The organism is Pseudomonas baltica (genome assembly GCF_031880315.1).
Classification (GTDB): domain Bacteria; phylum Pseudomonadota; class Gammaproteobacteria; order Pseudomonadales; family Pseudomonadaceae; genus Aquipseudomonas.
This window is the reverse complement of sequence record NZ_CP134771.1, coordinates 2723522-2746468: the sequence shown is the minus strand read 5'-3', so window position 1 is coordinate 2746468 and position 22947 is coordinate 2723522. Positions and strand designations below refer to the sequence as shown.

The window sequence follows — 22947 nt, the reverse complement described above, 5'->3', positions numbered from 1 at the left end:
AAACGCAGCCTTACAGGTAAACTGCGCGCCATTGCTGAAATTTCTGACGGTAGACCCATGACATTCGCCTCCCTCGGCCTGATCGAACCCCTGTTGCGCGCCCTTGAAACCCTCGGTTATCAGACCCCTACGCCCGTCCAGGCGCAGGCGATACCCGCAGTGCTGGCCGGCCGCGACCTGATGGCGGCGGCGCAGACCGGCACCGGCAAGACCGCCGGTTTCGGTTTGCCGCTGCTGCAGCGCCTGACCCAGGAAGGCGCCGTGGTCGCGCCCAACTCGGTCCGCGCGCTGATCCTGGTGCCCACCCGCGAGCTCGCCGAGCAGGTCCACGCCAACATCGCCGAATACGCCGAACACCTGCCGCTGCGCACCTACGCGGTGTACGGCGGGGTCAGCATCAATCCGCAGATGATGAAGCTGCGCAAAGGTGTCGACCTGCTGGTGGCCACCCCTGGCCGTTTGCTCGACCTGTTTCGCCAGAACGCCGTCAAGTTTTCGCAACTGCAGACGCTGGTGCTGGATGAAGCCGACCGCATGCTCGACCTCGGGTTTTCCGAAGAGCTGCGCGATATCTACAAGGCGCTGCCGAAAAAACGCCAGACCCTGTTGTTTTCTGCGACGTTCTCCGAAGCCATCCGGGCGATGGCCGGGCAAACGCTCGACAACCCGCTGAGCATCGAAGTCAGCCCGCGCAACGTGGCGGCCAGCACGGTCAAGCAGTGGATCGTCACTGTGGATAAAAAGCGCAAGCCGGAGCTGTTCATCCACTTGCTCAAGCAGCAGCACTGGAAACAGGTGCTGGTGTTCGCCAAGACCCGCAAGGGCGTCGATGAACTGGTGGACCGCCTGCAAGGGCTGGGCATCAACGCTGATGGCATCCATGGTGACAAGCCCCAGGCCACTCGTCAGCGCGCGCTGGATCGGTTCAAGGCCAGTGAAGTACAGATTCTGGTGGCTACCGACGTCGCCGCGCGCGGGCTGGATATCGAAGAGCTGCCGACTGTGGTCAACTTCGATCTGCCGATCGTTGCCGAAGACTATGTGCATCGCATCGGCCGTACCGGGCGCGCGGGTTTGAGTGGCGAGGCGATCTCGCTGGTCTGTGCCGATGAAGTGCAATTGCTGGCGGCCATTGAAGTGCTGACTCGTCAGACGTTGCGACGCATCCAGGAGCCGGATTTCGAACCCGACCACCGCGTGCCGGAAACCAGCGCCAGCGGTGAAGTGGTGAAAAAACCGAAGAAGCCGAAAAAGCCCAAGGCCAGCAGCGGCAAACGCAACCTGGGCAAATGGGTGGATAGCGGTGATAGTGAGCCGGCGCCTGCGGCCAAGCCTGTGCGCAAAGTCCCGGTGTTCAATACCGGACCGCGCAAGCGCAAGCCTTGAGATGATATGCAAGCAGTGCCGGCCGCTAAGAGGCCGGTACAGCCGCCACTCAATCTATGAGACTGGTCTCGTCGAAACGACTTGGCCTACTCCCTCCGCGTGACCACAAACCACCTCCTCATGATCCACCCCAATCGGGCTCTCGCCCCGGTGAGTCACGATGAACAACGTCGTTTGCGGGCTGATATGGGCAAGCAGATACTTCCACACCTGCGGCTCGGTCCGCATATCGAAAGAATTGGTTGCCTCGTCCAGAAACAATATCCTCGGCCCGCGCAATAAACTGCGCACTATCGCCACCCACTGCCGTTCCCCAGCCGACAGATCCTCCATCGCCTGATCCAGCCCCAACGCTCGATTGCCGAAGCCATAGCGCCATTGATCCAGTACCCGCTGAACGTCGTCGGTGCCAATTTCCGGATGCTGCAGCGCGATATTGTCGAATACCGACCCCTTGATCCACTCCACTTGGGCGCTTAGATAGTGAATGCGTTGGTGGTCAATCTGATTGCCATCGATCAAGTGTTTATAGATCCGCCGCAGGCAGGTGGACTTCCCTGCACCCGAAGCGCCCGTCAGCCGGATATGTTTACCCATGCCGACATGCAGGCTGTCGTCTTGCACCTCGAATATAGCTACATCGCTGAGCAACACCCGTTTCCAGCGCTGCTGACCATGCATAAAGGGCTCATTGCCCGACTTGCGCAGCAGATCATCCAGCAGGTCATAGCCCGCCCGAATGGAAATCAGCCCGTGCTGGATATTGTTGATCGCCGAAGACGCGCCAGTGATGGGCGCCAGCACCCGGTCCAGATAGACCACCAGCAAAAACAGCTGGCTGGCCACGATCGCCTGCTCCTGAATCAACCATCCCGCCCAGGCAAAGACAGCTGCGTAGGCGAAGCAGACCGCCAGCGACAGATATGTAGCGCGAACATATTTTTGCGTGAACAGTAGCTGATGTTGCTCCAGCGACGAATGAATCAATCCATCCAGTTGGGTCTTGAAGTAAGCGTCGGCGCCCATTTCGCGGTTGAGCTTGGAATTGGCCAGAATTTCACCGCAATACATCAGTACTTCATTGTCGCAACGGTAGGAAGTGCCCCCTAATTGAACTTCCCGTTCTCGTCCAAGATGGGTGGCGATGTACAGGATGACTGCGGCTATCAAAAAATAAGCGATGAATGTCGGGCCTATGAACCAGTAGATAACGCCAAAGACGATAGCGATCTCTATGAGCGCCGGGAATATGATCACAAACAACCCATGCGTGACCGACATGGAACCAACGTTCATCTTGCTGAGAATGGCGGTACGTTCAGAAACCTGAATCGCACTTTCCGCAAAACCGTTATTAGCCTTATAGGTCGCATTGATGCGCTGAACAATCGTGCGGCAGTATTGATAAGTGGCCGTGTACAGCAGCGGGTTGACCACCCGCCACCGTACATCGCTCAACGCCCTGCCCAGCAGCTTCAAGGCTATAAAGGCTGCAATATAAAAGGCCGGCTGTGAGTGCGGGTTGGCAATGCCCGAAATCACCTGTGCCATGGCAAGGGGGGCGAGTGCGGCAAAAATGACCGCACCCACGATGACAGCGATGCTGATCGACAGGGCGCCGAGATGATTGCGGGCGAAATCTTGAGTCAGGTCTTTATGGATTTTTTTAAGTAAGACTGAGTCGAGCACAATGGCCCCTTTTAATATATGACTTTTAATTAGGTGTGCGGCGGGAGTCGAACGGCCTGTTCAGTCGAGCAGCGGTGCTGAACTTAACATCTGTGATTGAAGTGTCCAGTAGGGGGTTCTGGATTACATGTCTTGTATCAAAAAAATCACGGACTTGTAGGAAGTTTCCGATTTTGATGTAGGGGGGTTGGAAACAGCATGTTGTCGATCCATTCGACATTGAAATTGTCGACGTTCTCTGTAGCTAGTGGCTCGCCCCCAATACGTCGTGTCACTCGCATCTGTTCTGTCTGGCACACCGTAATCGGGGCAAGCCCCCTCGCTAGAGGGGTGTGTTGGCGCGAAGCCAGCTCAGAACACCCTGGGCCGCCCATCGCCCACTGGCGAAACACGCCGTCAGCAAATACCCCCCAGTCGGCGCCTCCCAATCCAGCATCTCTCCCGCACAAAACACCCCCGGCATGGCCTTTAGCATCAACCCCTCATCCAGCCCCGCAGCCATCACACCACCGGCGGTGCTGATCGCCTCATCTATGGGCCGCGCTTTCACCAGTGTCAGCGGCAGTGCCTTGATCGCCCGTGCCAATGCCTGCGGATCGGCAAAGTCGTCCTTGCTGGTCAACTCTCGCAGCAAGGCCGCTTTGACCCCATCGATATGCACCTGCCTATGCAGATGCTTGGCCATCGAGTTCGCGCCCCGCGGCCTGCCCAGCAGGCTGGCGATTTTATCCACAGTCATGCTGGGCAGCAGATCGATGTGCACAGTCGCCGCACCGTCAAGGTTGATCGCCTCGCGGATAGCCGACGACAGCGCATAAATCAGGCTGCCTTCGATACCGGTCGCGGTGATCACGCACTCGCCTAAACGCATTGAATTGCCGGCCAAGCCGATAGCGACGTTCTTCAGCGGTGCTCCGGCGAACTTGTCCACAAGCAGCGGGGTCCAGGCGACCACATCGAAGCCGCAGTTGGCGGCCTGCAAAGGGGCGACCTGTACGCCTTGGGTCTGCAACCATGGCAGCCACGCGCCGTCGGAGCCGAGCCGCGCCCAACTGCCACCACCCAGCGCCAGCACCACAGCGCGTGGCCGCAGCGCCAGCTCGCCCTGTGGATAACTGATCTGCAGCGCCCCATCGGCCGACCATCCCTGCCAGCGATGCCGGGTGTGGATAACTACTCCCGCATCGCGCAGGCGCTTGAGCCAGGCGCGCAGCAGGGGCGCGGCTTTCATGTCCGTGGGGAACACCCGGCCGGAAGTGCCGACGAAGGTCTCGATCCCCAGCCCATGAATCCAGCCCCGCACTGCATCGGCATCGAAAGCCCGCAGCCACGAAGCGACCCAATCCGACTGCCCGCCATAGCGGCCGACGAACGCCGGGTAGCTTTCGGAATGGGTAATATTCATGCCGCCCACACCGGCCAGCAGGAACTTGCGCCCCACCGATGGCATGCCGTCGTACAGGTCGACGGGCACCCCGGCCTGGCTGAGCACTTCGGCCGCCATCAGGCCGGCGGGGCCGCCGCCGATGATGGCGACGCGAGAGGAGGACGGGGCAGAAGTCATGGCGCGCAGGTATCGGCTGAAATTGCCGGGCATTCTACCTCAGCCATCCGGGGGAAGTGGCTGTACAAAAAACGTACAGCGCTCTCTGGGCCTTGCCCTGCTTGGGCGCAGTGGCCTTGCGCTCAGGTTATCCACAGGCCGTTCCACAGCCAATGTGAGTAACTAACTGTTTTCCCAAACCCTTTTGGCGCTGTGGTGGAGGATGCCGTGGCGCCGCGCCAGCGCTTCGCGGTCCTTGCTGTAGCCGCCGCCGATCACGGCCATGACCGGAATATCGCGGCCCAGGCAGTGGCGCAGGACCCGCTCGTCGCGCGCGGCCACCCCTTCATCGGTCAGTTTCAGGTAGCCCAGGGCATCGTCCTTGTGCACATCCACACCGGCGTCGTACAGCACCAGGTCCGGCTGATACAGCGGCAGCAGGTAGTTGAGCGCGTCATCGACCACCTGCAGGTACTCGGTGTCGCCCATGCCCATGGCCAAGGGGATATCCCAGTCGCTTTGCGCCTTGCGCGCGGGGAAATTCTTTTCGCAGTGCAGCGACACGGTGATGGCCTCGGGGGTGTCGGCGAGAATCCGCGCGGTACCGTCGCCCTGGTGCACGTCGCAATCAAAAATCAACACCCTGGAGACTTTGCCTGCCGCCAGCAGGTAGCGGCTGATGACTGCCAAATCATTGAAAATACAGAAACCCGCCGGGTAATCGTAATGCGCGTGGTGGGTGCCGCCGGCCAGGTGACAGGCCATGCCATGGGCCAGCGCTTGCTCGGCGGTCAGCAGCGAGCCGCCCACGGCGCGTACCGTTCGTCGTGCCAGCGCTTCGCTCCAAGGCAACCCGAGGCGCCGCTGGTCTTCGCGGGACAACTCGCCACTCATGTATCGCTCTATATACTCAGGCGCATGGGCGAGGGCGAGGATCTCGGCCGGGCACAACGGCGGACGCAGCAAGTCCTCATCGCGGGTCACGCCGCTGGCGATGAGGTGATCGTGCAGTAAGCGAAACTTGTCCATGGGAAAACGATGATCGGGCGGGAAGTCCGGGCTGTAATCTTCGTGGTAAATAAGGGGCAGGTGCATGGGCGCGTCGATTGGCGAGGATGACCCATCTTGCCAGCAGCACGGCGCTCGCGACCAGCCCCGTTCGGATCAACCAGGCACCACAGGGAGGGAATGATGGCAATTACAGAGCTCGAAAGCGCGCGCCTGCTGATGCGTCAGTGGCGCGATGCCGACCTTGATACCTTTGCCGACATGTGCGCGGATGAACGGGTGATGAAGTACTTTCCCGGCACGCTCAGCCGCCTCGAAAGCGCGGGCGTGATCGGGCGTATCCGTGGACATTTCGCCGAATTCGGCTTTGGCCTGTGGGCGCTGGAGCGCAAGGATACCGGCGCCTTCATCGGCTTTACCGGGCTAAGCACCGTGAGCTTCGACGCGCATTTCACCCCGGCAGTGGAGATTGGCTGGCGCCTGGCCTACGACCATTGGGGCCTGGGGTTCGCCAGCGAAGCAGCCTGGACCGCGCTGCGTTGCGGTTTCGGCAAGCTGGAGCTGGAGGAGGTCGTCGCGTTTACCGCCGAACTCAACGTGCCATCGGAGAAAGTCATGCAGGCAATCGGCATGCGCCGCGATGCCGACGACGATTTCGACCACCCCGCGCTGGCCGAGGGGCACCCGTTGCAGCGGCAACGCTTGTACCGTATCACCCGCGAGCAGTGGCAGGCGACGCTCTGAGTGTGGTTGGCCACTGCCATCGTTCACCCTGTATGATTTCCCTCTTGAATTCGCTGTTGGAGTGAGACATGAGCCATGTGCTGGAAGATCTGGTCGACATGCTGTCGCTGGAGCCTGTTGAAGAAAGCATCTTCCGTGGTCGCAGTCAGGACCTGGGGTTTCGCCAGTTGTTCGGTGGCCAGGTGCTGGGTCAATCGCTGTCGGCGGCCACTCAAACGGTAGATCCCGAGCGCCAGGTGCACTCGCTGCATGGCTACTTTCTGCGCCCCGGCGATGCTTCGCTGCCGGTGGTCTACATGACCGACAAGGTCCGTGATGGCGGCAGTTTCAGTACTCGGCGGGTGACCGCCGTGCAGAAGGGCAAGCCGATCTTCTTCTGCTCGGCGTCGTTCCAGAGCGCCGAGGAGGGCTTCAACCATCAGGCGCAGATGCCCGAGGTGGTGGGGCCGGACAACCTGCCCACCGAGCTGGACATGATGCATCAGGTCGCGCACCTGATCCCCGAGCACATGCGCGAAAAACTGCTGTGCGCCAAGCCCATCGAGGTGCGCCCGGTCACTGAGCGCGATCCTTATAATCCCAAGCCCGGTGACCCGCTCAAATACGTGTGGTTCCGCGCTGATGGCGCGTTGCCGGACACCGCGGCGCTGCACAAGTACATCCTCGCCTACGCCTCGGATTTCAACCTGCTGACCACCTCGTTGCTGCCCCACGGCAAATCGGTGTGGCACCGCGACATGCAGCTCGCCAGCCTCGATCATGCGCTGTGGTTCCACGGTCCGCTGCGCGCGGACGAATGGCTGCTGTATGCCATGGACAGCCCGTGGGCCGGCAATGGCCGCGGTTTCGCCCGTGGCAGCATCTATAACCAGGCGGGCCAGTTGGTGGCCTCATCCGCGCAGGAAGGCTTGATTCGTCATCGCGAGGATTGGTCATGAGTCTGGCCGATGTGCGCCACTGGGTGTTCGACATGGACGGCACCCTGACCATCGCCGTGCACGACTTCGCGGCCATTCGCCAAGCCCTGGCGATCCCTGCCGAGGACGACATTCTCACCCACCTGGCGGCGTTGCCGGCCGAAGAGGGCCGCGCCAAGCACGCCTGGTTGCTGGAGCACGAGCGCGAACTGGCCGTAGCCTCGCAACCGGCGCAGGGTGCGGTGGCACTGGTGCGCGAGCTGGCCGCGCAGGGTTGCCGGTTAGGCATTTTGACCCGCAATGCCCGCGAGTTGGCACACGTCACCCTGGCGGCGATCGGCCTGGACGAATGCTTCCCGGTGGCCGATATCATCGGCCGTGACGAGGCGCTGCCCAAGCCCGATCCCGATGGCCTGTTGCAGCTGGCGAGCCGCTGGGGCGTGGCACCGAGCGAGATGGTGATGGTGGGTGATTATCGCTTCGACCTGGACTGCGGCCGCGCTGCCGGCGCGCGCACGGTGCTGGTCAATGTCCCGCAAAACCCCTGGCCGGAATTGACCGACTGGCATGCTGAAGATTGCCACGCGCTGGCGCGGTTGATCTCTCGGTAGCGAGGGGCATGCCCCCTCGCTGCAGTCGGCGCTGATGCCATGTAAATAAATTAACCAGTCGGAACATTCCGTCATGTTTCGGCAATAATCATTTTCACTTCGCCCGCTTAATCCCGCCCCTCTGTGTCTCTATCATGCCGCGCACCAGAGCCCTCCCTGCGACGGCTTGTCACATGATTTGTCTAAAGAGACCTATGCCTACTTTTGCCCCTCGTTCCCTGATGCCCTCCAGTCTGGTCGCCGGCCTGTCCCTGAGCGCGCTGTTGATCAGCCCAGGTGCATCCGCTGCCGATGACGACTTTTACACCCGGCCCTACATGACCGGTGATTGGGGTGGCGAGCGTCAAAAGCTTGAAGATGAGGGCGTCAAGCTCAGCGCCGACTATGTCTCGGAAACCTTCAACAATCTGCATGGTGGTATCAAGCGCAGTACCCGTTACGCCCAGCAGGTTCGCATGGGCGCACGCTTTGACCTGAGCAAGTTGCTGGATACGCCGAACGCCGGTGTCGTACAGGTGACCATCAATGATCGCCGCGGCAACAGCGCTTCTGACGATTTGGTGGGCAACCGTCTGGCTGTACAGGAAACTGCCGGCTACAACTACACCCGTATGACCGAACTGAGCTACGCCCGCTCCTTGTTCACTCCGGACCTGGAAGCCAAAGTCGGTTATATGGCCATGGGCAACGATTTCGGCGGCATGGGCATCCTCACCAGCTTTGTCAGCGCCGGTTTTTGCGCGCACCCGTTGTCGATGTCCGGTGGTAGCGGGTGGGGCAACTACCCGAACGCGCATTGGGGCGCCGAGCTCAAGTATCAGCTGACGCCGGAGTGGATGGTGCAGGCTGCGATCTTCCAGGTCGATGCGGCCAGCAACAGTCAATCGCGCTATGCATGGACCATGAAGTCCTACGGCGCCACCGGTAATATCCTGCCGATCGAGGCGGTGTATACCTACCGCGGCGCGCTTGAAGGCCAGTACAAATTCGGCTGGTACTACGACACGTCCAATACCACGCGTATCGGCAGCAGCCATGAAAACAGTGGCCGCAGCGGCGCCTATGTATTGGCCGACCAGACCGTGTGGCGTGACAGCGGTGATTCGACGCGCAATCTGCACCTGTTCGCCCAGGCCACGCAGACCGACAAGGCGACGTCGCCGTTCAGTCACTGGTACTCGGCCGGCGTGGTGCTGCACAAGACTTTCGCCAACCGCGAGCACGACACCCTGGGCTTCGCTTACGGCCGCGCGGTGCTGAACCCGCGGACCCGCGACGTGCAGGAGCAGCAGGCCGCCGACCTGGCCAGCGCCGACAATATCGACAACCTCGATAGCGGCGAGCAACTGCTGGAAGCCAGCTACGGCGCGCAGATCACCCCTTGGCTGCTGGTGCGCCCGGATGTGCAATACGTGATCGAACCGGGGGCGTTTTACGGCACCCATCAAGGCAACGCGCTGCTGGTGGGGTTGCAGGTCAAAGCGACGTTCTAGGTTGGGTCATTGATATCTGCGGTCGCAGGGCGGTCCTTTTCGCGGGCAAGCCTTGCTTCCACAGGTGTACGGCGCTGGAACCGTATTGTGGGAGCAAGGCTTGCCCGCGAAGAGGCCGGGAGCAACGCCGCATAACTAAGCTACAAACTCTTCGCCTTGAACGTATCGCACTGCCCTATCTGGCCCTGCGCAAACCCCGCCTTGAACCAGCGCACCCGCTGCGCCGAGGTACCGTGGGTGAACGAATCCGGCACCACGCGCCCTTGACCCTGCTGCTGCAGCCGATCATCACCAATCGCATTGGCGGCATTCAGCGCTTCTTCTATATCCCCCGGCTCCAGCCAGTTCAGACGCTGTTGAGCGTGGTTGGCCCACACCCCGGCCAGGCAGTCAGCCTGTAGCTCCTGGCGCACCAGCAAGCCACCATCGCCTTCCATCCGTTGCCCGCGTTGGCGTGCCGCATCGACCTGGGCGGACACCCCGAGCAACGTTTGCACATGATGGCCGACCTCATGGGCGATCACGTAAGCCTGAGCGAAATCCCCGGAGGCTGAGAACCGCCGAGACATTTCGTCAAAGAACGACATGTCCAGATACACCTGCTGATCGGCCGGGCAATAGAACGGGCCAGTAGCCGAGCTGGCCAGCCCGCACGCTGAGTTGACGCGCCCGCTGAAGAGCACCAGCTTGGGATCGCGGTACTGCTTGCCGGCTTGCTGGAAGATCGCCTGCCACGTGTCCTCGGTATCGCCAAGAATCGAGCGCACGAATTCGGCCTGCTGATCGTTGGCCGGCGGTGCGCTTCGTGTTTGCGGGGCTGGGGCGCTCTGCTGCTGGGTCATCTGCCCGGTCAGTTGGCCGAGGATCTGCATCGGGTCCTGCCCGGTCAACAGGCCGAAACCGACGATCAACACCACTGCGCCCAGGCTCAGGCCCTTGCCGCCCATGCGAAAGCCGCCACCACCGCTGCCGCCGCCATCGTCGCCGCGCTCGTCCACCACATTGTCGCTGCGCCGGCCTTTTTTCCAGAGCATGGCTAGATCCTTTTATTCGGGTTATCCATAACCATACGGTTATGTATGCGAGGGTTATTTTCAGTATCGGCCCGGGATGTTTTCCCTGAGACTAGTACCAAGCCTGACCGTGGGCTTTGTATGACAGCAAAAGCTCTCAATAAATCAAATAACAGGAGATCGACATGTCTGATCAAGACACTAGTCGTTTCGTAATCCGTGACCGTAACTGGCACCCCAAAGCCTTGACCCCCGACTACAAGACCTCTGTGCCGCGTTCACCGCGCCAGGCCTTGGTCAGCATCCCGCAAACTGCCAGCGAATCCACCGGCCCCGACTTCTCGCACCTTAAGTTCGGTGAGCACGACCACGACCTGCTGCTCAACTTCAACAATGGCGGCCTGCCCATCGGCGAGCGCATCATCCTTGCCGGCCGCGTGTGCGATCAGTACGGCAAGCCATTGCCGCACACCCTGGTCGAGATCTGGCAGGCCAATGCCGGTGGGCGTTATCGCCACAAGAACGACCGCTACCTGGCGCCGCTCGATCCTAACTTCGGCGGTGTCGGCCGCATGCTCACCGACAGCGAAGGCTATTACAACTTCCGCACCATCAAGCCGGGCCCGTACCCGTGGCGCAACGGCCCGAACGATTGGCGCCCGGCGCACATTCACGTGTCGGTGAGCGGCCCGTCGATCTCCACGCGTCTGATCACCCAGCTGTATTTCGAAGGTGATCCGCTGATCCCGATGTGCCCGATCGTCAAGTCGATCGCCAACCCTGAAGCGGTACAGAGTCTGATCGCCAGGCTCGACATGGCCCACGCCAATCCGATGGATTGCCTGGCCTATCGCTTTGACATCGTGTTGCGCGGTCAGCGCAAGACGCACTTTGAAAACCGTTGAGGGGGACACGCTCATGCCTATTCAATTGCTGAATGAAACCCCTTCGCAGACCGCCGGCCCCTACGTGCATATCGGCCTGGCCCTGGCGGTCGCCGGCCTGCCACCGCGGGAGCAGGAACTGTGGAACCGCCTGGCCAAGCCCGAGGCGCCCGGCGAACACATCCTGTTGCTGGGCAACGTCTACGACGGCAATGGCCACCTGGTGCGCGATTCGTTCCTGGAGTTCTGGCAGGCGGACCATCAAGGCCGCTATCAGCCCGAATACAACCAGGAAAACGCCTTCAACAGCTTCGGCCGCACGGCGACCACCTTCGATGCCGGTGAGTGGACGCTGAACACCATCAAGCCGGGCGTGGTCACCACCAGCGCCGGTGTGCCGATGGCGCCGCACATCAACGTCAGCCTGTTCGCCCGGGGGATCAACATCCACCTGCAAACGCGCCTGTACTTCGAGGATGAAGCCGAAGCCAACGGCAAATGCCCGATCCTCAACCTGATCGAGCAACCGGCCCGCCGCGAAACGTTGATCGCCAAGCGTTGCGAAGTCGACGGCCAACTGGCCTATCGTTTCGACATTCGTATTCAGGGCGAAGGCGAGACTGTGTTTTTCGATTTTTGATCGATGATGTCGCGAGGGGGCAAGCCCCTCGCGGCAGTCAATGCTGTCAGGCATCCCACTGCGGCGCGAAATCCGGGTTCACCAGCCGCTGATTCTTCGGCAACCCTGCAATCAGCGCCCGATCCTCATCATCCAGCTGCACCTTCAACGCCTCAAGATTGTTCCGCTGGTTGGCCTGGCTGGCGGCCTTCGGAATCGCCGCCACATTCGCCTGATCCAGCAGCCACTTCAACGCCACCTGCGTCGGCAGCACCCCGTGCTTGGCGGCGATCTGCTGTAGCTCGGCGATCTGCGATACCTTGTTGCGCACCAACGGGCTATACGCGGTCAGCGCCATATCGTGCTGGCGGGCGTAGTCGAGCAGCGCGGTCTGCCCCAGCGTCACGTGGTACTCCACCTGGATGGCGGCCAGCGGCGCATTCAGCTCCTCGACTACCTTTTTAAGCAGCGGCAGCGGGAAGTTGGCCACGCCGATATTGCGTGCCCTGCCGTTTTCCTTGAACGACACCAGCGTCTCGATGGTCTTGGGCAGGTCCCAGTCCTTGCCCGGCCAGTGGATCAGGAACAGATCGACGTAATCGCTGCGCAGCGCATGGAGGGTGGCCTCGAACGAAGCGCGCATGTCGGCCGGCTGCAACTTGTCCCACCAGACCTTGCTGGTCACGTGGATCTGCTCGCGCGCCACCCTCGACTGCTCCAGCGCCTTGCCCACTGCGGCTTCGTTGTTGTAACCGGCGGCGGTGTCGATGTGCCGATAGCCCAGTTCCAGCGCTTGCACCACGGCATCGGTGCATTCATCGCCGAGCATGGGCCAGGTGCCGAGGCCCAGCTTGGGCATTTTCAGGTTCAGCTTGTTGGTGATGTTGTCCACGTTGATCTCCTTGTGACGGGTAACGGGCACCGGCGGCTATTCATAAGCACAAACGCCGGCGATATGGCGTGCCGCGATGTAGCCGAAGGTGAGGGCTGGGCCGAGATTGATACCGCCCGCCGGGTAGTGGCCGCCCATGACGCTGGCCATATCAGTGCCGGCGGCGTAGAGGCCGGCAATGGCCTGGCCGTCGGCATCCAGCACCTGCCCGTGCGCGTTGGTCTTGAGCCCGGCGAAGGTGCCGAAGCTGCCCGGCCGGACCTTGACTGCATAGAACGGCCCTTGCTCGATAGGCGCGACGCAGGGATTGGGTGTGTGCAACGCGTCACCCTGCTTGCGGTTATAGGCTGTGCTGCCGCGGCCGAATTCAGGGTCTTCGCCCAGCCGAGCGTGGCGGTTGAATTCACTGACCGTGGCATTCAGGCCCTCGGCATCGATACCGCAGGCGTGGGCCAGCTCGGTGATCGTGTTGCCGATCTTCAGGTAGCCGGAGCGCACATAAGGGGCCACCGGAATGGGGAAGGGCCGCGAGATACCCAGCCCATAACGGCGCTGGAACGGCTGGCTGCAGATCAGCCATGAGGCGACTTCTTCACCGGGCGCGGCCTCGACCATGGCCTTGGCGTAATCGTAGTAGCCGCCGGCTTCATTGACGAAACGCTTGCCGTTGGCCAGCACGCCGATGATCCCCGGTTTGCCACGCTCGATGATGTGCGGGAAATGCCCGACACTGCCATCGGCGTAGGGCACCGCCGAGACCGGGCACCAGGCCACGGGCGAGGCGAGGTCGGTGGCCACTTGCGCGCCGACGCTTTCGCCCAGGCGCAGGCCGTCGCCATTGGCGCCCAACGGCGGCAATGCCAAGTGTTCTGCACCGGTCGGCGTGCGGGGGAACAGTGCCTTGCGCCGCTCGATATCGTTGGCGAAGCCCCCGGTTGCGAGGACCACGGCCTTGCGCGCGCGGATCGCCACGGGGCCTTTTGGCGTATCGATGTGGGCCCCGGCGACACGGTTTTGTTCGTGGATCAGCTCGGTAACCGGCGCCGATTCCCACAGCAGCACGCCCAAGTCCTCAGCCGATTTGGCCAACCGCGCCACCAGCGCCACACCATTGACCAGATGCGTGGCCCGACCCTTAATGGCCAGGCCCAGTAGATGCCGAGTCAAGCGCTTGCCCACATGCAGCGCCGAGCGCCACGAGCGGGTCAGGGTCAGGAAGGCGGTGAGGTCGGCGCCGGCCATGATCGGCATGCCTAGGAACGAAGTCTCGCGCATCGTGCGGCGCAGCCGTTTGAGCAGGCTGCCCAGCTGATAGGCGTTGTAGGGCGCGGCGATCACCGAGCGGCCTCCGGTGCCGGCGCCGGGCGTATCGCCATGGATGTCGGCGATACCGTTACCATCGGCGAATTGCAGCGCGGTGTGGCGCTCGAAGAACGACACCATGTGCGGCGCCGCGTGCAGAAAGGCATCGACCCGCGCGGCGTCGAAATGTTCGCCAAGCTCGTGTTCGAGATAGGTGCGAGGCGCGGCCGGGTCTTCGTTGATGCCGGCGCGTTGCGCCAGCGGATTGCGCGGCACCCACATCCAGCCACCGGACCAGGCGGTGGCGCCGCCGAACACTGGGTCTTTCTCGACCAGAATCACCTTTTGGCCATGCCAGGCGGCCGTCACGGCGCAGGCCAAGCCGGCGGCGCCGGAACCGATCACCAGCACGTCACAATCGACGGTGGCGCGTATCACTGGGCGGGCAGACATCAACATTGCTCCTCGCACTCGGTTCGGCTTGGGGGCGGATGTTGTAGTATTGTGGAACCGAGTTCCATATTCTATGGTTGCGAGTGGCCGATCGCCAAGAGGCGGGCCGCCGCAAGTGTTCGAAGATCGCACATCACTTGCCTTTCACCTCTGTAGCGAGGGGTTATTCATCATTGACCGGACTCCGTTGAACCATGGCTGGTAGTCAAATAGAACGCGCTTTGAGCCTCCTGGAAAGCCTGACGGGTGATGCCCGCGGGCTGCCGATGCAAGCCCTCGCCGAGCAGTTGCAGATACCCAAGAGCGCCGCTCATCGCATGCTTGCCGAGCTGATCCGCCTGGGGTACGTGCGGCAGAATCCGGATAACAGCCGTTATCAGCTGTCGACCAAACTCGTGGCCCTGGGTTTTCGTTATCTGGCCAACAGCGGCGCCGACATCGTCCAGCCCATTCTTGATCGCCTGGCCCAGGAAACCTCCGAGCTGGTACGTCTGGGGGTGGTGGAGGGCGACCACCTGACCTGGATTGCCAAGTCCCAGGGCGCGCGCTCCGGCCTGCGGTACGACCCGGACATGGGGCGCGATGCGCCGCTGTTCTATACGGCGTCGGGGCACGCGTGGCTGGCGCACCTGAGCGATGCCCAAGCGTTGGCGTTGGTCGAGGCTCAGGGCATTGCCGACCCGGCGGACTTTGGCCCTCAGGCACCGCGCAACAATATCGAGCTGCTCGATCGCTTGCGCTTGGCCCGTGAGCGCGGCTATGCCTGGGTGGTCGAAAGCTCGGCGGTGGGCATGTCAGCGTTGGCAGCGGCGGTACGCCATCCGCTCAGTGGCCAGGTAGTGGGAGTGCTGAGCGTGGCGGGGCCGACTGCGCGCCTTGCGGAGGCGCGCATACATGAGTTGTCCGCAGTGCTGGTGGGGGCGGCGGCAGAACTGTCGAATGCCAGCCCGGCGTCGGAGATGTTTGGTTGAGGTGTGAACGGGCAATAAGGCCCTCAGCAGCGACCGCTACTTCCCAGTTGCAAAAAAACTGGAACTAGGTTCTAAATAAAAAATATTCGCCGTTCGAGACTTCCATGAGCCAACGCATCATCTCCCTCGCCGCGCTCACCGTGCTCGAGCTGTCCCCTCCCGACATGATCGAAGTCGCAGCGCGGGCCGGTTACAGCCATGTCGGTCTGCGCACCGAGCCGGCGACCCTCGAAGAACATCATTTCCCTCTGCTGCGTGACGCCGAGCTGCGCCGCCAGACCCTGGCACGCCTGCGCGACACCGGCATCAAGGTGCTGGACATCGAAATCCTGCGGCTCAAGCCCGACACCCGTGTCGCCGACTTCGCGGTGCATCTGGCGGCCGGCGCGGAGTTCGGCGCTGGCGAGTTGCTCGTGGCCGGCAACGACCCCGACGAACAACGCATGACCGAGCGCTTCGCCGAACTCTGCGACCTGGCCGCACCCTACGGCATCCATCCGCATCTGGAGTTCATGCCCTGGACCGACTGCAAGCGTTTCACCGATGCGCAACGTGTCGTCGAAAACGCCGGCCGCGAAAACGGTTGCGTGCTGATCGACGCCTTTCATTTCGATCGCTCGGGCTCGCGTCTTGAACAGATCGCTTCACTGTCGCCCTCGCGCATGCGCTATGCGCAATTATGTGATGTGATTGGCCCCAGGCCCGATGACATGGCCGAGATCCTGCGCCAGGCGCGGCAGGAGCGGCGTTTTCCGGGGGAGGGCGACTGCGACCTTGTCGGCTTGCTGCGCGCGCTGCCGCCAAGCCTGCCATTGAGCCTCGAGATCCCTACGCAACGCCTGCTGGAGCAAGGTGTCAGCGCACTGCAACGTGCGCAAATGGCCATCGACCACACTCGCCGCGTGCTGGAGCGTCTATAGCCCCATGAGTACAACCAACACGTCGTTGACCGCCACCAGCCAGCCTTTCAAGGGCATTCTGGTGATGTTGTCAGCGACTCTGCTGTTCGCTGGCCACGATGTGTTGTCCAAGTATCTGTCGGGCTTTTACCCGGTGATGCTGGTCATTTGGGTGCGTTACCTGATCCACACGCTGTTGATGATGGGCATCTTCCTGCCGCAGTCCGGCTTGCGCGTATTGCGCACCAAACGTCCGGTGCTCCAGGTGGTGCGCGCGCTGTGTCTGCTCGGCACCAGCATGCTGTTCGTCACAGCCCTGCAATACATCCCGCTGGCAGAGGCGACTGCGGTCAACTTCCTCGCGCCCTTGCTGGTGACAGCACTGTCGGTACCGCTGCTCAAGGAGAACGTCAGCACCGGCCAATGGATCGCCGTGCTGGTGGGCTTTTGCGGGGTGATGGTGATCGTGCATCCCGGCGGAGAACTGTTCACGCCGGCGATCCTGCTCCCGTTCTGTTCGGCACTGTGTTTCAGCTTCTATCAACTGCTGACCCGGCTGGTGGCGCGGGTCGACAGCCCGACCACCAGTAATTTCTTTGCGGGCATTTTCAACACGCTGCTGATGAGCGCTATCGTGCCGTTCTACTGGCAGTGGCCGACGTTCTGGCACGGGGTGTTGATGCTGGCGCTGGGCGGCTGCGGGATGGGCGCCCATTTGTTTCTGACCCAAGCCTTCCGCCACGCGCCGCCGGCGGTATTGGCGCCCTTTGGTTATGCGCAGATCGTCTTCGCGGGAATCCTGGGATATCTGATTTTCGACCACACGCCGAGCCTGACCGCGCAGATCGGCATTGCGGTGATCTGCGCCAGCGGTATCGCCGCAGCATGGTTGCAGCGGCGGGCATCGCGCAAGATGTGAGCGGTGTGGCGCGTCCTTCGCGGGCAAGCCTTGCCTCCACACGGGTACCCCTGTGGAAGCAAGGCTTGCCCGCGAAGAGGCCCGCGAGACTGCCGCAGAATCAGGCCTGATCCAGCACCGGCACCTTGCGTGGCGCCATCAGGTACAGCCAGCTCAGGGCGATGAAGTACATCACCGGGATCAGCGTGAACAGCAACGCGTAGTTGTTGTTGGTCTTGGTCAGCATATAGCCGACGATCTGGGTCATGAACATCCCACCCACTGCCGCGCACATGCTGCCGAAACCGAACACGGTGCTCATCATGTGCTTGGGCGTGTAGTCCATCACTACGCTCCAGATATTCGCGGTCCAGGCCTGATGCGCGGCGATCGCCACCGAAATGGCGGCGACGGCGACCCATAGGCTGGTGGCGCCGGCGGCGAAGATCACGCTGATGATGGTCAGGGCGAACACCAGCATCGACACCAGGCGCGCCTTCACCGGCTGCATGCCGCGGCCGATCAACCAGGAAGACAGAATCCCGCCGCCGATGCTGCCAAAGTCCGCCGCTACATAGATGATGATCAGCGGAATGCCCATCTGGGTCACGTTGATGCCCAGGTTGTATTGCTGATTGAGGAACGGCGGCAGCCAGTACAGGTAAAACCAGAACACCGGCGCCGTGCACATGAAGGCCCCGGCGAATGCCCAGGTGCCGCGCATGCGCAGGATGCGATGGAAGGGCACGCCTTGCTGATCCGGCTCGGGTTCGCCCATCACGTAGGCGCGCTCGGTTTCGCTGAGGCGCGGGTGATCTTCGGGATTGAAGTATTTCAGGCCCCACAGCACTGCCCAGAACAGCCCCAGGAAGGCAATGCACAGGAACGCCGCCTGCCAGCCCCACACACTGAGGATCAGCGGCAGCATCAGCGGCGTCAGCAGGGCGCCGACGTTGGTGCCGGCGTTGAAGATACCCGTTGCGATCGCCCGCTCGCCGGCCGGGAACCACAGCCGCGTGGTCTTCACGCAGGCCGGGTAGTTGGCGGCTTCGGTCAGGCCGAGGATGAACCGGCAGACCATGAAGCCCGCCGCCGAAGTGGCCAGCCCGTGGGCGCCGGTCGCCAGGCTCCACAACAGTACGGCGCAGAAGAACACCCGTTTCACGCCGATCTTGTCGATCAACCGCCCTTGCAGCAGGAAGCCGACGGCATACCCCACCTGGAACCAGAAGTTGATGTTGGCGTAGTCCATCGCCGTCCAGCTCATTTCCTTGGCGAGGATAGGCTGCATGACGCCCAGGGCGGCACGGTCGATGTAGTTCAGGGTGGTGGCAAAGAACACCAGGGCGAGCATGCCCCAGCGGGTTTTGCCGACGGCCAGGCCACTGCGGATTTTTTCACCGATACCTGGCGTCGCGGCCTTGTCGAGTGGACGGGCTATCGCAGACATGAGCATTTACCGTTTGTTGAAATTTTTATGGGCGACTCTCAGGGTCTATGCACTGAGTAGGAGTAACCTGAGGCCCTGGCTGGCATTTAACACCTGGAAGGGCTTCACTAAGGGGGTGGATGGTGCTGATCATCAAAGGTATCGTCAATTAACAACGCGGTGGTCTGGCCGATTATCGCACACAAAACTAACCGGTTCGTACGCACTCAATTGCGCTATAGAATCGTCACCAACAGAATTCTCGCCCAAGATCGGCCCGCACTTTCAACCTGCGGGCCGGCGTGTCCGAAACCTGGCGCGCAGTGGAAACAGGGCCTGCAGCAAGGCCGTTTCAGCCGCCATTTGGAGTGGAAACATGCACCGTTCGATTGCCACCGTCTCCTTGAGCGGTACCCTGCCGGAAAAACTCGAAGCCATTGCCGCTGCGGGTTTCGATGGTGTCGAGATCTTTGAAAACGACCTGCTGTATTACGACGGCAGCCCGCGTGAAGTCCGGCAGATGTGCGCCGATCTGGGCATCGACATCACCCTGTTCCAACCCTTTCGCGATTTTGAAGGTTGCCGCCGCGACAAGCTGGCGCGCAACCTGGACCGGGCCGAGCGCAAGTTCGACCTGATGCAGGAGCTCGGCACCGATCTGGTACTGGTGTGCAGCAACGCCTCCGCCGATTCGGTGGGCGACCAGCAGATTCTGGTAGACGACATGCGCCTGCTCGCCGAGCGCGCCGGCGCCCGCAATCTGCGCATCGGCTACGAAGCGCTGGCCTGGGGCCGCCATGTCAATACCTATCAGCAAGTCTGGGACATCGTCCGGCAGGCCGATCACCCGAGCCTGGGCGTATTGCTCGACAGCTTCCACACCTTGTCGCTCAAGGGCGACCCGAGCGCCATCGCCAATATCCCGGGCGACAAGATCTTCTTCGTGCAAATGGCCGATGCACCGATCCTGGCCATGGACGTGCTGGAATGGAGCCGCCACTTCCGCTGCTTCCCGGGGCAGGGCGAGTTCGACCTGGCCAACTTCCTCGCGCCGATCATCAAGTCCGGCTACACCGGTCCGCTGTCGCTGGAGATCTTCAACGACGGTTTCCGCGCTGCACCGCCGCGCGCCAACGCGGCCGATGGCCTGCGTTCGCTGCTGTATCTCGAAGAGAAAACCCGCAAGGTGCTGGAGCAGGAAGCCGAGCCAGTACCGAACATCGATATCCTCTTCTCGCCGCCCGAGGCCAGCACCTACGATGGCGTCGAATTCCTCGAGTTCGCCGTCGACGAAGCGCTGGGCGCCAAATTGGGCCACTGGTTCCAGCGCCTGGGCTTTACCGCGTCGGGCAAGCACCGCTCCAAGGCCGTCGAGCTGTATCGCCAGGGCGATATCAACCTGATCCTCAACTCCGAGCCGTACTCCTTCGCCCACAGCTTCTTCGAATCCCACGGGCCGTCGCTCTGCGCCACGGCGATCCGGGTCAAGGATAGCGCCAGCGCGCTGCAACGGGCCATCGACTACCGCGGTCAGCCTTATCGCGGCCTGGTCGGCCCCAACGAGCGCCATCTGGCGGCCGTGCGCGCCCCCGATGGCAGCCTGATCTATCTGGTCGATCAGGACGCCGACGGGCGTACCATCTACGACACCGATTTCGACATCAAGCCATTGCCGCCGAGCACCGTCGGCCTCAAGCGCATCGACCACATGGCCATGGCCCTGCCGCCAGACAGCCTCGACAGCTGGGTGCTGTTCTACAAGAGCCTGCTGGACTTCAAGGCGGACGACGAGGTGGTGCTGCCTGACCCGTACGGGCTGGTCAAAAGCCGTGCGATCCGCAGCCGCTGCAGTACCATTCGACTGCCGTTGAATGTCTCGGAAAACCGCAATACGGCGATTTCCCATGCACTGTCGACCTACCGCGGTTCGGGCGTGCATCACATCGCTTTCGATTGCGATGACATCTTCGCCGCCGTCAGCAAAGCCAAGGAGTCGGGTGTGGCATTGCTCGATATCCCGCTCAATTACTACGACGACCTGGCAGCGCGCTTCGATTTCGATGACGAATTCCTCAGCGAACTGGCGTACTACAACGTGCTTTACGATCGTGACGCCAACGGCGGCGAGCTGTTTCACGTGTACACCGAACCGTTCGAAGATCGCTTCTTCTTCGAAATCATCCAGCGTCGCGGCGATTATGCTGGCTACGGTGCGGCAAACGTAGCTGTGCGCCTGGCTGCCATGGCCAAGGCCCGCGCCGGTGGCATCCGCCACGCAAAACTCTAAGTCGAAGCGACAGCCTGCGGGGCGACGTCTGATTCAGGCGCCTGCAGGCTTCCCTTACCCCGGCCACGGACTTCATAATTGGAGCTGATTCACGTCGGCCACGAGCGCCCCATGACAATAATTCAAGACCCTGGCGTCGAGCCTGCCGCGGCTCCGCGCAAATCGCGCAAGAACAACCCTGAAAAGACCCGTGAGAATATTCTGCAGGCGGCCATCACCGAGTTTGTCCTGCAAGGCTTGGCGGGCGCCCGCGTCGATGCCATCGCCGAGCGCACGCAAACCTCCAAACGCATGATCTATTACTACTTCGGCAGCAAGGAGCAGCTCTACGTCGAGGTGCTCGAGAAGCTCTACGGTGATATCCGCAACACCGAGAACGACCTGCACCTGGCCGAACTTGATCCTGTCGAAGGGATTACCCGGCTGGTGGAATTCACTTTCGATCACCACGATCGCAATGTCGATTTCGTGCGCATCGTGTGCAACGAAAACATGCACAAGGGCGAATACGTCAAACAGTCCGAGACGATCCGTTCGATGAACAAGAGCGTGTTGCTGGCGCTGGACGAGATATTGCTGCGAGGGGCCAAGCTGGGGGTCTTTCGCGGTGGTTTGCAGGCGATCGATGTACACCTGCTGATCAGTTCGTTCTGCTTCTATCGAGTGTCCAACCGCCACACCTTTGGCGAGTTGTTCCAGGTGGACTTCGGCGATGCGCAACTGCGCCAGAGCCATCGGCAGATGATCTGCGATTCGGTGCTGCGGTATTTGCTGGTTTAGTCCGCCAATCTACGGTGATGCAGCGGGCCCTTGCGCGGGCAAAGCCCGCTCCCACAGGTGCACGCGATACCCTGTGGGAGCGGGTTCTGCCCGCGAAAGGGATGATCAGCCATTCATGCTATTGAAGTGCTCGACCATCCGCTGGGCATCGGGCTCGATGCCACTGAACAGCTCGAACGCCTTGACCGCCTGGAACACCGCCATGGTGCCGCCGTCGAGGGTGCGTGCACCCAGCGCCCGGGCTTCGCGCAGCAGTTCGGTTTCCAGCGGGAAGTAGACGATCTCCGCTACCCACAGGTCGGCGCGCAGCAGCGCCTTGGGTACTGGCATGCCCGGCAGTTTGGCCATGCCCATGGGCGTGGTGTTGACCAGGCCGTCGGCGGCGCCGACGCTGGCGCTCAGGTCGGTACCGAGCACTGCGCGCTGGCCGCTGAAATGCTCATTGATGTTGTCGACCAGTGCCTGGGCACGGCTGGCTTCGACGTCGAAAATCGTCAGTTGCTGCACACCTTCGGCGATCAGCGCATGAGCCACGGCCGCACCGGCGCCGCCTGCGCCCATTTGCACCACGCGTTCACGGGCGACACCGGCCATGCCGCGCTTGAAGCCTTCGCCAAAGCCGAGGCAGTCCGTGTTGTGGCCGACGCGTTTACCGTCCTTGAGCACCACGGTATTGACCGCGCCGATGCCGCGGGCTTCGGCGGACAGGTCGTCGAGCAGGGGGATGATCGCCTGCTTGCAAGGGAAGGTGATGTTCAGGCCGGTATAGCTCATGCGCTCGGCGGCGGTGAGCAGTTCTTCGAGGTGACTGGTGTCGAGTTGCAGCTTGTCGAGGTCGATCAGCCGATACAGATAGCCCAGGCCCTGGGCGGCACCTTCCTGCTCGTGCAGGGCAGGGGTACGGGACAACTGGATGCCGGCGCCGATCAGGCCGGCCAGGACGCTGGCTTTTTTATTCTGGGACATACACGAATGCCTTTGTTGGTTCCAAGTGGCCGGCCGGCGAGGGCCGTGGGAGTGCCACACGAGCGCAGACGGACGAGCGTCCACGCCATTGTTATTTTGGGTACCTGCGGACAGGTTCACGGGCGACAAGGCGCTTGCCAGTAAATTGTACTAACCAGTTAAT

20 protein-coding genes are annotated in these 22947 nt (G+C 61.9%); 12 read left to right on the top strand and 8 right to left on the bottom strand.

The features are described 5' to 3' along the window. Window positions 1-57 precede the first annotated feature (57 nt). The gene (locus REH34_RS12135) at window positions 58-1386 is read left to right on the top strand and encodes a DEAD/DEAH box helicase (RefSeq protein WP_311971768.1); all 1329 of its coding nucleotides are present in this window, start codon (window positions 58-60) and stop codon (window positions 1384-1386) included. A gap of 54 nt (window positions 1387-1440) precedes the next feature. Here REH34_RS12135 and REH34_RS12130 read toward each other — a convergent pair whose 3' ends face one another. From REH34_RS12130 to REH34_RS12120, 3 genes are all read right to left on the bottom strand, one after another. After that, complete coding sequence (locus REH34_RS12130) at window positions 1441-3075, bottom strand: ABC transporter ATP-binding protein (protein ID WP_311971767.1); 1635 nt, start codon at window positions 3073-3075, stop codon at window positions 1441-1443. A gap of 322 nt (window positions 3076-3397) precedes the next feature. Further along, entirely contained in the window at window positions 3398-4672 is a 1275-nt protein-coding gene (locus REH34_RS12125) for a TIGR03862 family flavoprotein (RefSeq protein WP_409373287.1), read from the bottom strand. A 129-nt stretch (window positions 4673-4801) separates the two neighbouring features. After that, complete coding sequence (locus REH34_RS12120; RefSeq protein ID WP_311971766.1) at window positions 4802-5713, bottom strand: histone deacetylase; 912 nt, start codon at window positions 5711-5713, stop codon at window positions 4802-4804. A gap of 93 nt (window positions 5714-5806) precedes the next feature. On the opposite strand from REH34_RS12120, the gene REH34_RS12115 reads away from it, so the two are divergent. The 4 genes from REH34_RS12115 to REH34_RS12100 all read left to right on the top strand — a co-directional run bounded on the left by REH34_RS12115 (window position 5807) and on the right by REH34_RS12100 (window position 9391). Beyond that, complete coding sequence (locus tag REH34_RS12115; RefSeq protein ID WP_226506350.1) at window positions 5807-6370, top strand: GNAT family N-acetyltransferase; 564 nt, start codon at window positions 5807-5809, stop codon at window positions 6368-6370. Window positions 6371-6438: 68 nt separating this feature from the next. Further along, window positions 6439-7308 (top strand): acyl-CoA thioesterase II, encoded by an 870-nt coding sequence (tesB, locus tag REH34_RS12110; RefSeq protein WP_226506351.1) that lies wholly within the window; start codon window positions 6439-6441, stop codon window positions 7306-7308. Next, complete coding sequence (locus REH34_RS12105; protein ID WP_311971765.1) at window positions 7305-7898, top strand: HAD family hydrolase; 594 nt, start codon at window positions 7305-7307, stop codon at window positions 7896-7898. Before tesB ends, REH34_RS12105 begins: the two co-directional genes overlap by 4 nt. 221 nt (window positions 7899-8119) lie before the next feature. Next, complete coding sequence (locus REH34_RS12100; RefSeq protein WP_311972081.1) at window positions 8120-9391, top strand: carbohydrate porin; 1272 nt, start codon at window positions 8120-8122, stop codon at window positions 9389-9391. A 140-nt stretch (window positions 9392-9531) separates the two neighbouring features. On the opposite strand, the gene REH34_RS12095 is transcribed toward REH34_RS12100, so the two are convergent. Then, window positions 9532-10425, bottom strand: a complete 894-nt coding sequence (locus REH34_RS12095) for a neutral zinc metallopeptidase (RefSeq protein ID WP_226506353.1) — start codon at window positions 10423-10425, stop codon at window positions 9532-9534. A 164-nt stretch (window positions 10426-10589) separates the two neighbouring features. Between REH34_RS12095 and pcaH the strand changes: the two genes are divergently transcribed. Both pcaH and pcaG read left to right on the top strand, forming a co-directional pair. Beyond that, entirely contained in the window at window positions 10590-11309 is a 720-nt protein-coding gene (gene pcaH / locus REH34_RS12090) for a protocatechuate 3,4-dioxygenase subunit beta (RefSeq protein WP_226506354.1), read from the top strand. 13 nt (window positions 11310-11322) lie between these two features. Beyond that, window positions 11323-11928, top strand: coding sequence for a protocatechuate 3,4-dioxygenase subunit alpha (gene pcaG, locus REH34_RS12085; RefSeq protein ID WP_226506355.1), 606 nt, complete (start codon window positions 11323-11325; stop codon window positions 11926-11928). A 46-nt stretch (window positions 11929-11974) separates the two neighbouring features. Here the strand turns inward: pcaG and REH34_RS12080 are convergent, their stop codons facing one another. Beyond that, on the bottom strand, window positions 11975-12766 hold the full coding sequence (locus REH34_RS12080; protein WP_311972080.1) for an aldo/keto reductase: 792 nt from the start codon (window positions 12764-12766) through the stop codon (window positions 11975-11977). 69 nt (window positions 12767-12835) lie between these two features. Beyond that, entirely contained in the window at window positions 12836-14554 is a 1719-nt protein-coding gene (locus REH34_RS12075) for an FAD-dependent oxidoreductase (protein WP_311971764.1), read from the bottom strand. 194 nt (window positions 14555-14748) lie between these two features. Between REH34_RS12075 and REH34_RS12070 the strand changes: the two genes are divergently transcribed. The 3 genes from REH34_RS12070 (at window position 14749) to REH34_RS12060 (ending at window position 17343) form a co-directional block, all read left to right on the top strand. Then, window positions 14749-15525 carry an IclR family transcriptional regulator gene (locus REH34_RS12070; protein WP_311971763.1) on the top strand — a complete coding sequence of 259 codons (777 nt, stop codon included), beginning with the start codon at window positions 14749-14751 and terminating at the stop codon, window positions 15523-15525. A gap of 104 nt (window positions 15526-15629) precedes the next feature. Next, a complete protein-coding gene (locus REH34_RS12065; protein WP_311971762.1) occupies window positions 15630-16445 on the top strand; it encodes a sugar phosphate isomerase/epimerase in 816 nt (271 codons plus the stop codon). Between the two features lie 4 nt (window positions 16446-16449). After that, on the top strand, window positions 16450-17343 hold the full coding sequence (locus REH34_RS12060; protein WP_226506359.1) for a DMT family transporter: 894 nt from the start codon (window positions 16450-16452) through the stop codon (window positions 17341-17343). Between the two features lie 100 nt (window positions 17344-17443). Here the strand turns inward: REH34_RS12060 and REH34_RS12055 are convergent, their stop codons facing one another. After that, complete coding sequence (locus tag REH34_RS12055) at window positions 17444-18778, bottom strand: MFS transporter (RefSeq protein WP_311971761.1); 1335 nt, start codon at window positions 18776-18778, stop codon at window positions 17444-17446. A gap of 349 nt (window positions 18779-19127) precedes the next feature. On the opposite strand from REH34_RS12055, the gene quiC reads away from it, so the two are divergent. Beyond that, window positions 19128-21038: a 3-dehydroshikimate dehydratase QuiC gene (gene quiC, locus REH34_RS12050; RefSeq protein ID WP_311971760.1), complete on the top strand. Its 1911-nt coding sequence runs from the start codon at window positions 19128-19130 to the stop codon at window positions 21036-21038. Between the two features lie 111 nt (window positions 21039-21149). Continuing rightward, on the top strand, window positions 21150-21818 hold the full coding sequence (locus REH34_RS12045; protein WP_226506362.1) for a TetR/AcrR family transcriptional regulator: 669 nt from the start codon (window positions 21150-21152) through the stop codon (window positions 21816-21818). A gap of 105 nt (window positions 21819-21923) precedes the next feature. Here the strand turns inward: REH34_RS12045 and REH34_RS12040 are convergent, their stop codons facing one another. Then, a complete protein-coding gene (locus tag REH34_RS12040) occupies window positions 21924-22784 on the bottom strand; it encodes a shikimate dehydrogenase (RefSeq protein WP_226506363.1) in 861 nt (286 codons plus the stop codon). Window positions 22785-22947: the final 163 nt, after the last annotated feature.

What these genes read in the sequence shown, in the direction of transcription:
- REH34_RS12135 (WP_311971768.1), top strand. Translation starts at nt 58, where the DNA reads ATGACATTCGCCTCCCTCGGCCTGATCGAACCCCTGTTGCGCGCCCTT.
- REH34_RS12125 (WP_409373287.1), bottom strand. Translation starts at nt 4,672, where the DNA reads ATGCCCGGCAATTTCAGCCGATACCTGCGCGCCATGACTTCTGCCCCG.
- REH34_RS12120 (WP_311971766.1), bottom strand. Translation starts at nt 5,713, where the DNA reads ATGCACCTGCCCCTTATTTACCACGAAGATTACAGCCCGGACTTCCCG.
- REH34_RS12115 (WP_226506350.1), top strand. Translation starts at nt 5,807, where the DNA reads ATGATGGCAATTACAGAGCTCGAAAGCGCGCGCCTGCTGATGCGTCAG.
- tesB (WP_226506351.1), top strand. Translation starts at nt 6,439, where the DNA reads ATGAGCCATGTGCTGGAAGATCTGGTCGACATGCTGTCGCTGGAGCCT.
- REH34_RS12105 (WP_311971765.1), top strand. Translation starts at nt 7,305, where the DNA reads ATGAGTCTGGCCGATGTGCGCCACTGGGTGTTCGACATGGACGGCACC.
- REH34_RS12100 (WP_311972081.1), top strand. Translation starts at nt 8,120, where the DNA reads ATGCCCTCCAGTCTGGTCGCCGGCCTGTCCCTGAGCGCGCTGTTGATC.
- REH34_RS12095 (WP_226506353.1), bottom strand. Translation starts at nt 10,425, where the DNA reads ATGCTCTGGAAAAAAGGCCGGCGCAGCGACAATGTGGTGGACGAGCGC.
- pcaH (WP_226506354.1), top strand. Translation starts at nt 10,590, where the DNA reads ATGTCTGATCAAGACACTAGTCGTTTCGTAATCCGTGACCGTAACTGG.
- pcaG (WP_226506355.1), top strand. Translation starts at nt 11,323, where the DNA reads ATGCCTATTCAATTGCTGAATGAAACCCCTTCGCAGACCGCCGGCCCC.
- REH34_RS12080 (WP_311972080.1), bottom strand. Translation starts at nt 12,766, where the DNA reads ATGCCCAAGCTGGGCCTCGGCACCTGGCCCATGCTCGGCGATGAATGC.
- REH34_RS12075 (WP_311971764.1), bottom strand. Translation starts at nt 14,554, where the DNA reads ATGTCTGCCCGCCCAGTGATACGCGCCACCGTCGATTGTGACGTGCTG.
- REH34_RS12070 (WP_311971763.1), top strand. Translation starts at nt 14,749, where the DNA reads ATGGCTGGTAGTCAAATAGAACGCGCTTTGAGCCTCCTGGAAAGCCTG.
- REH34_RS12065 (WP_311971762.1), top strand. Translation starts at nt 15,630, where the DNA reads ATGAGCCAACGCATCATCTCCCTCGCCGCGCTCACCGTGCTCGAGCTG.
- REH34_RS12060 (WP_226506359.1), top strand. Translation starts at nt 16,450, where the DNA reads ATGAGTACAACCAACACGTCGTTGACCGCCACCAGCCAGCCTTTCAAG.
- REH34_RS12055 (WP_311971761.1), bottom strand. Translation starts at nt 18,778, where the DNA reads ATGCTCATGTCTGCGATAGCCCGTCCACTCGACAAGGCCGCGACGCCA.
- quiC (WP_311971760.1), top strand. Translation starts at nt 19,128, where the DNA reads ATGCACCGTTCGATTGCCACCGTCTCCTTGAGCGGTACCCTGCCGGAA.
- REH34_RS12045 (WP_226506362.1), top strand. Translation starts at nt 21,150, where the DNA reads ATGACAATAATTCAAGACCCTGGCGTCGAGCCTGCCGCGGCTCCGCGC.
- REH34_RS12040 (WP_226506363.1), bottom strand. Translation starts at nt 22,784, where the DNA reads ATGTCCCAGAATAAAAAAGCCAGCGTCCTGGCCGGCCTGATCGGCGCC.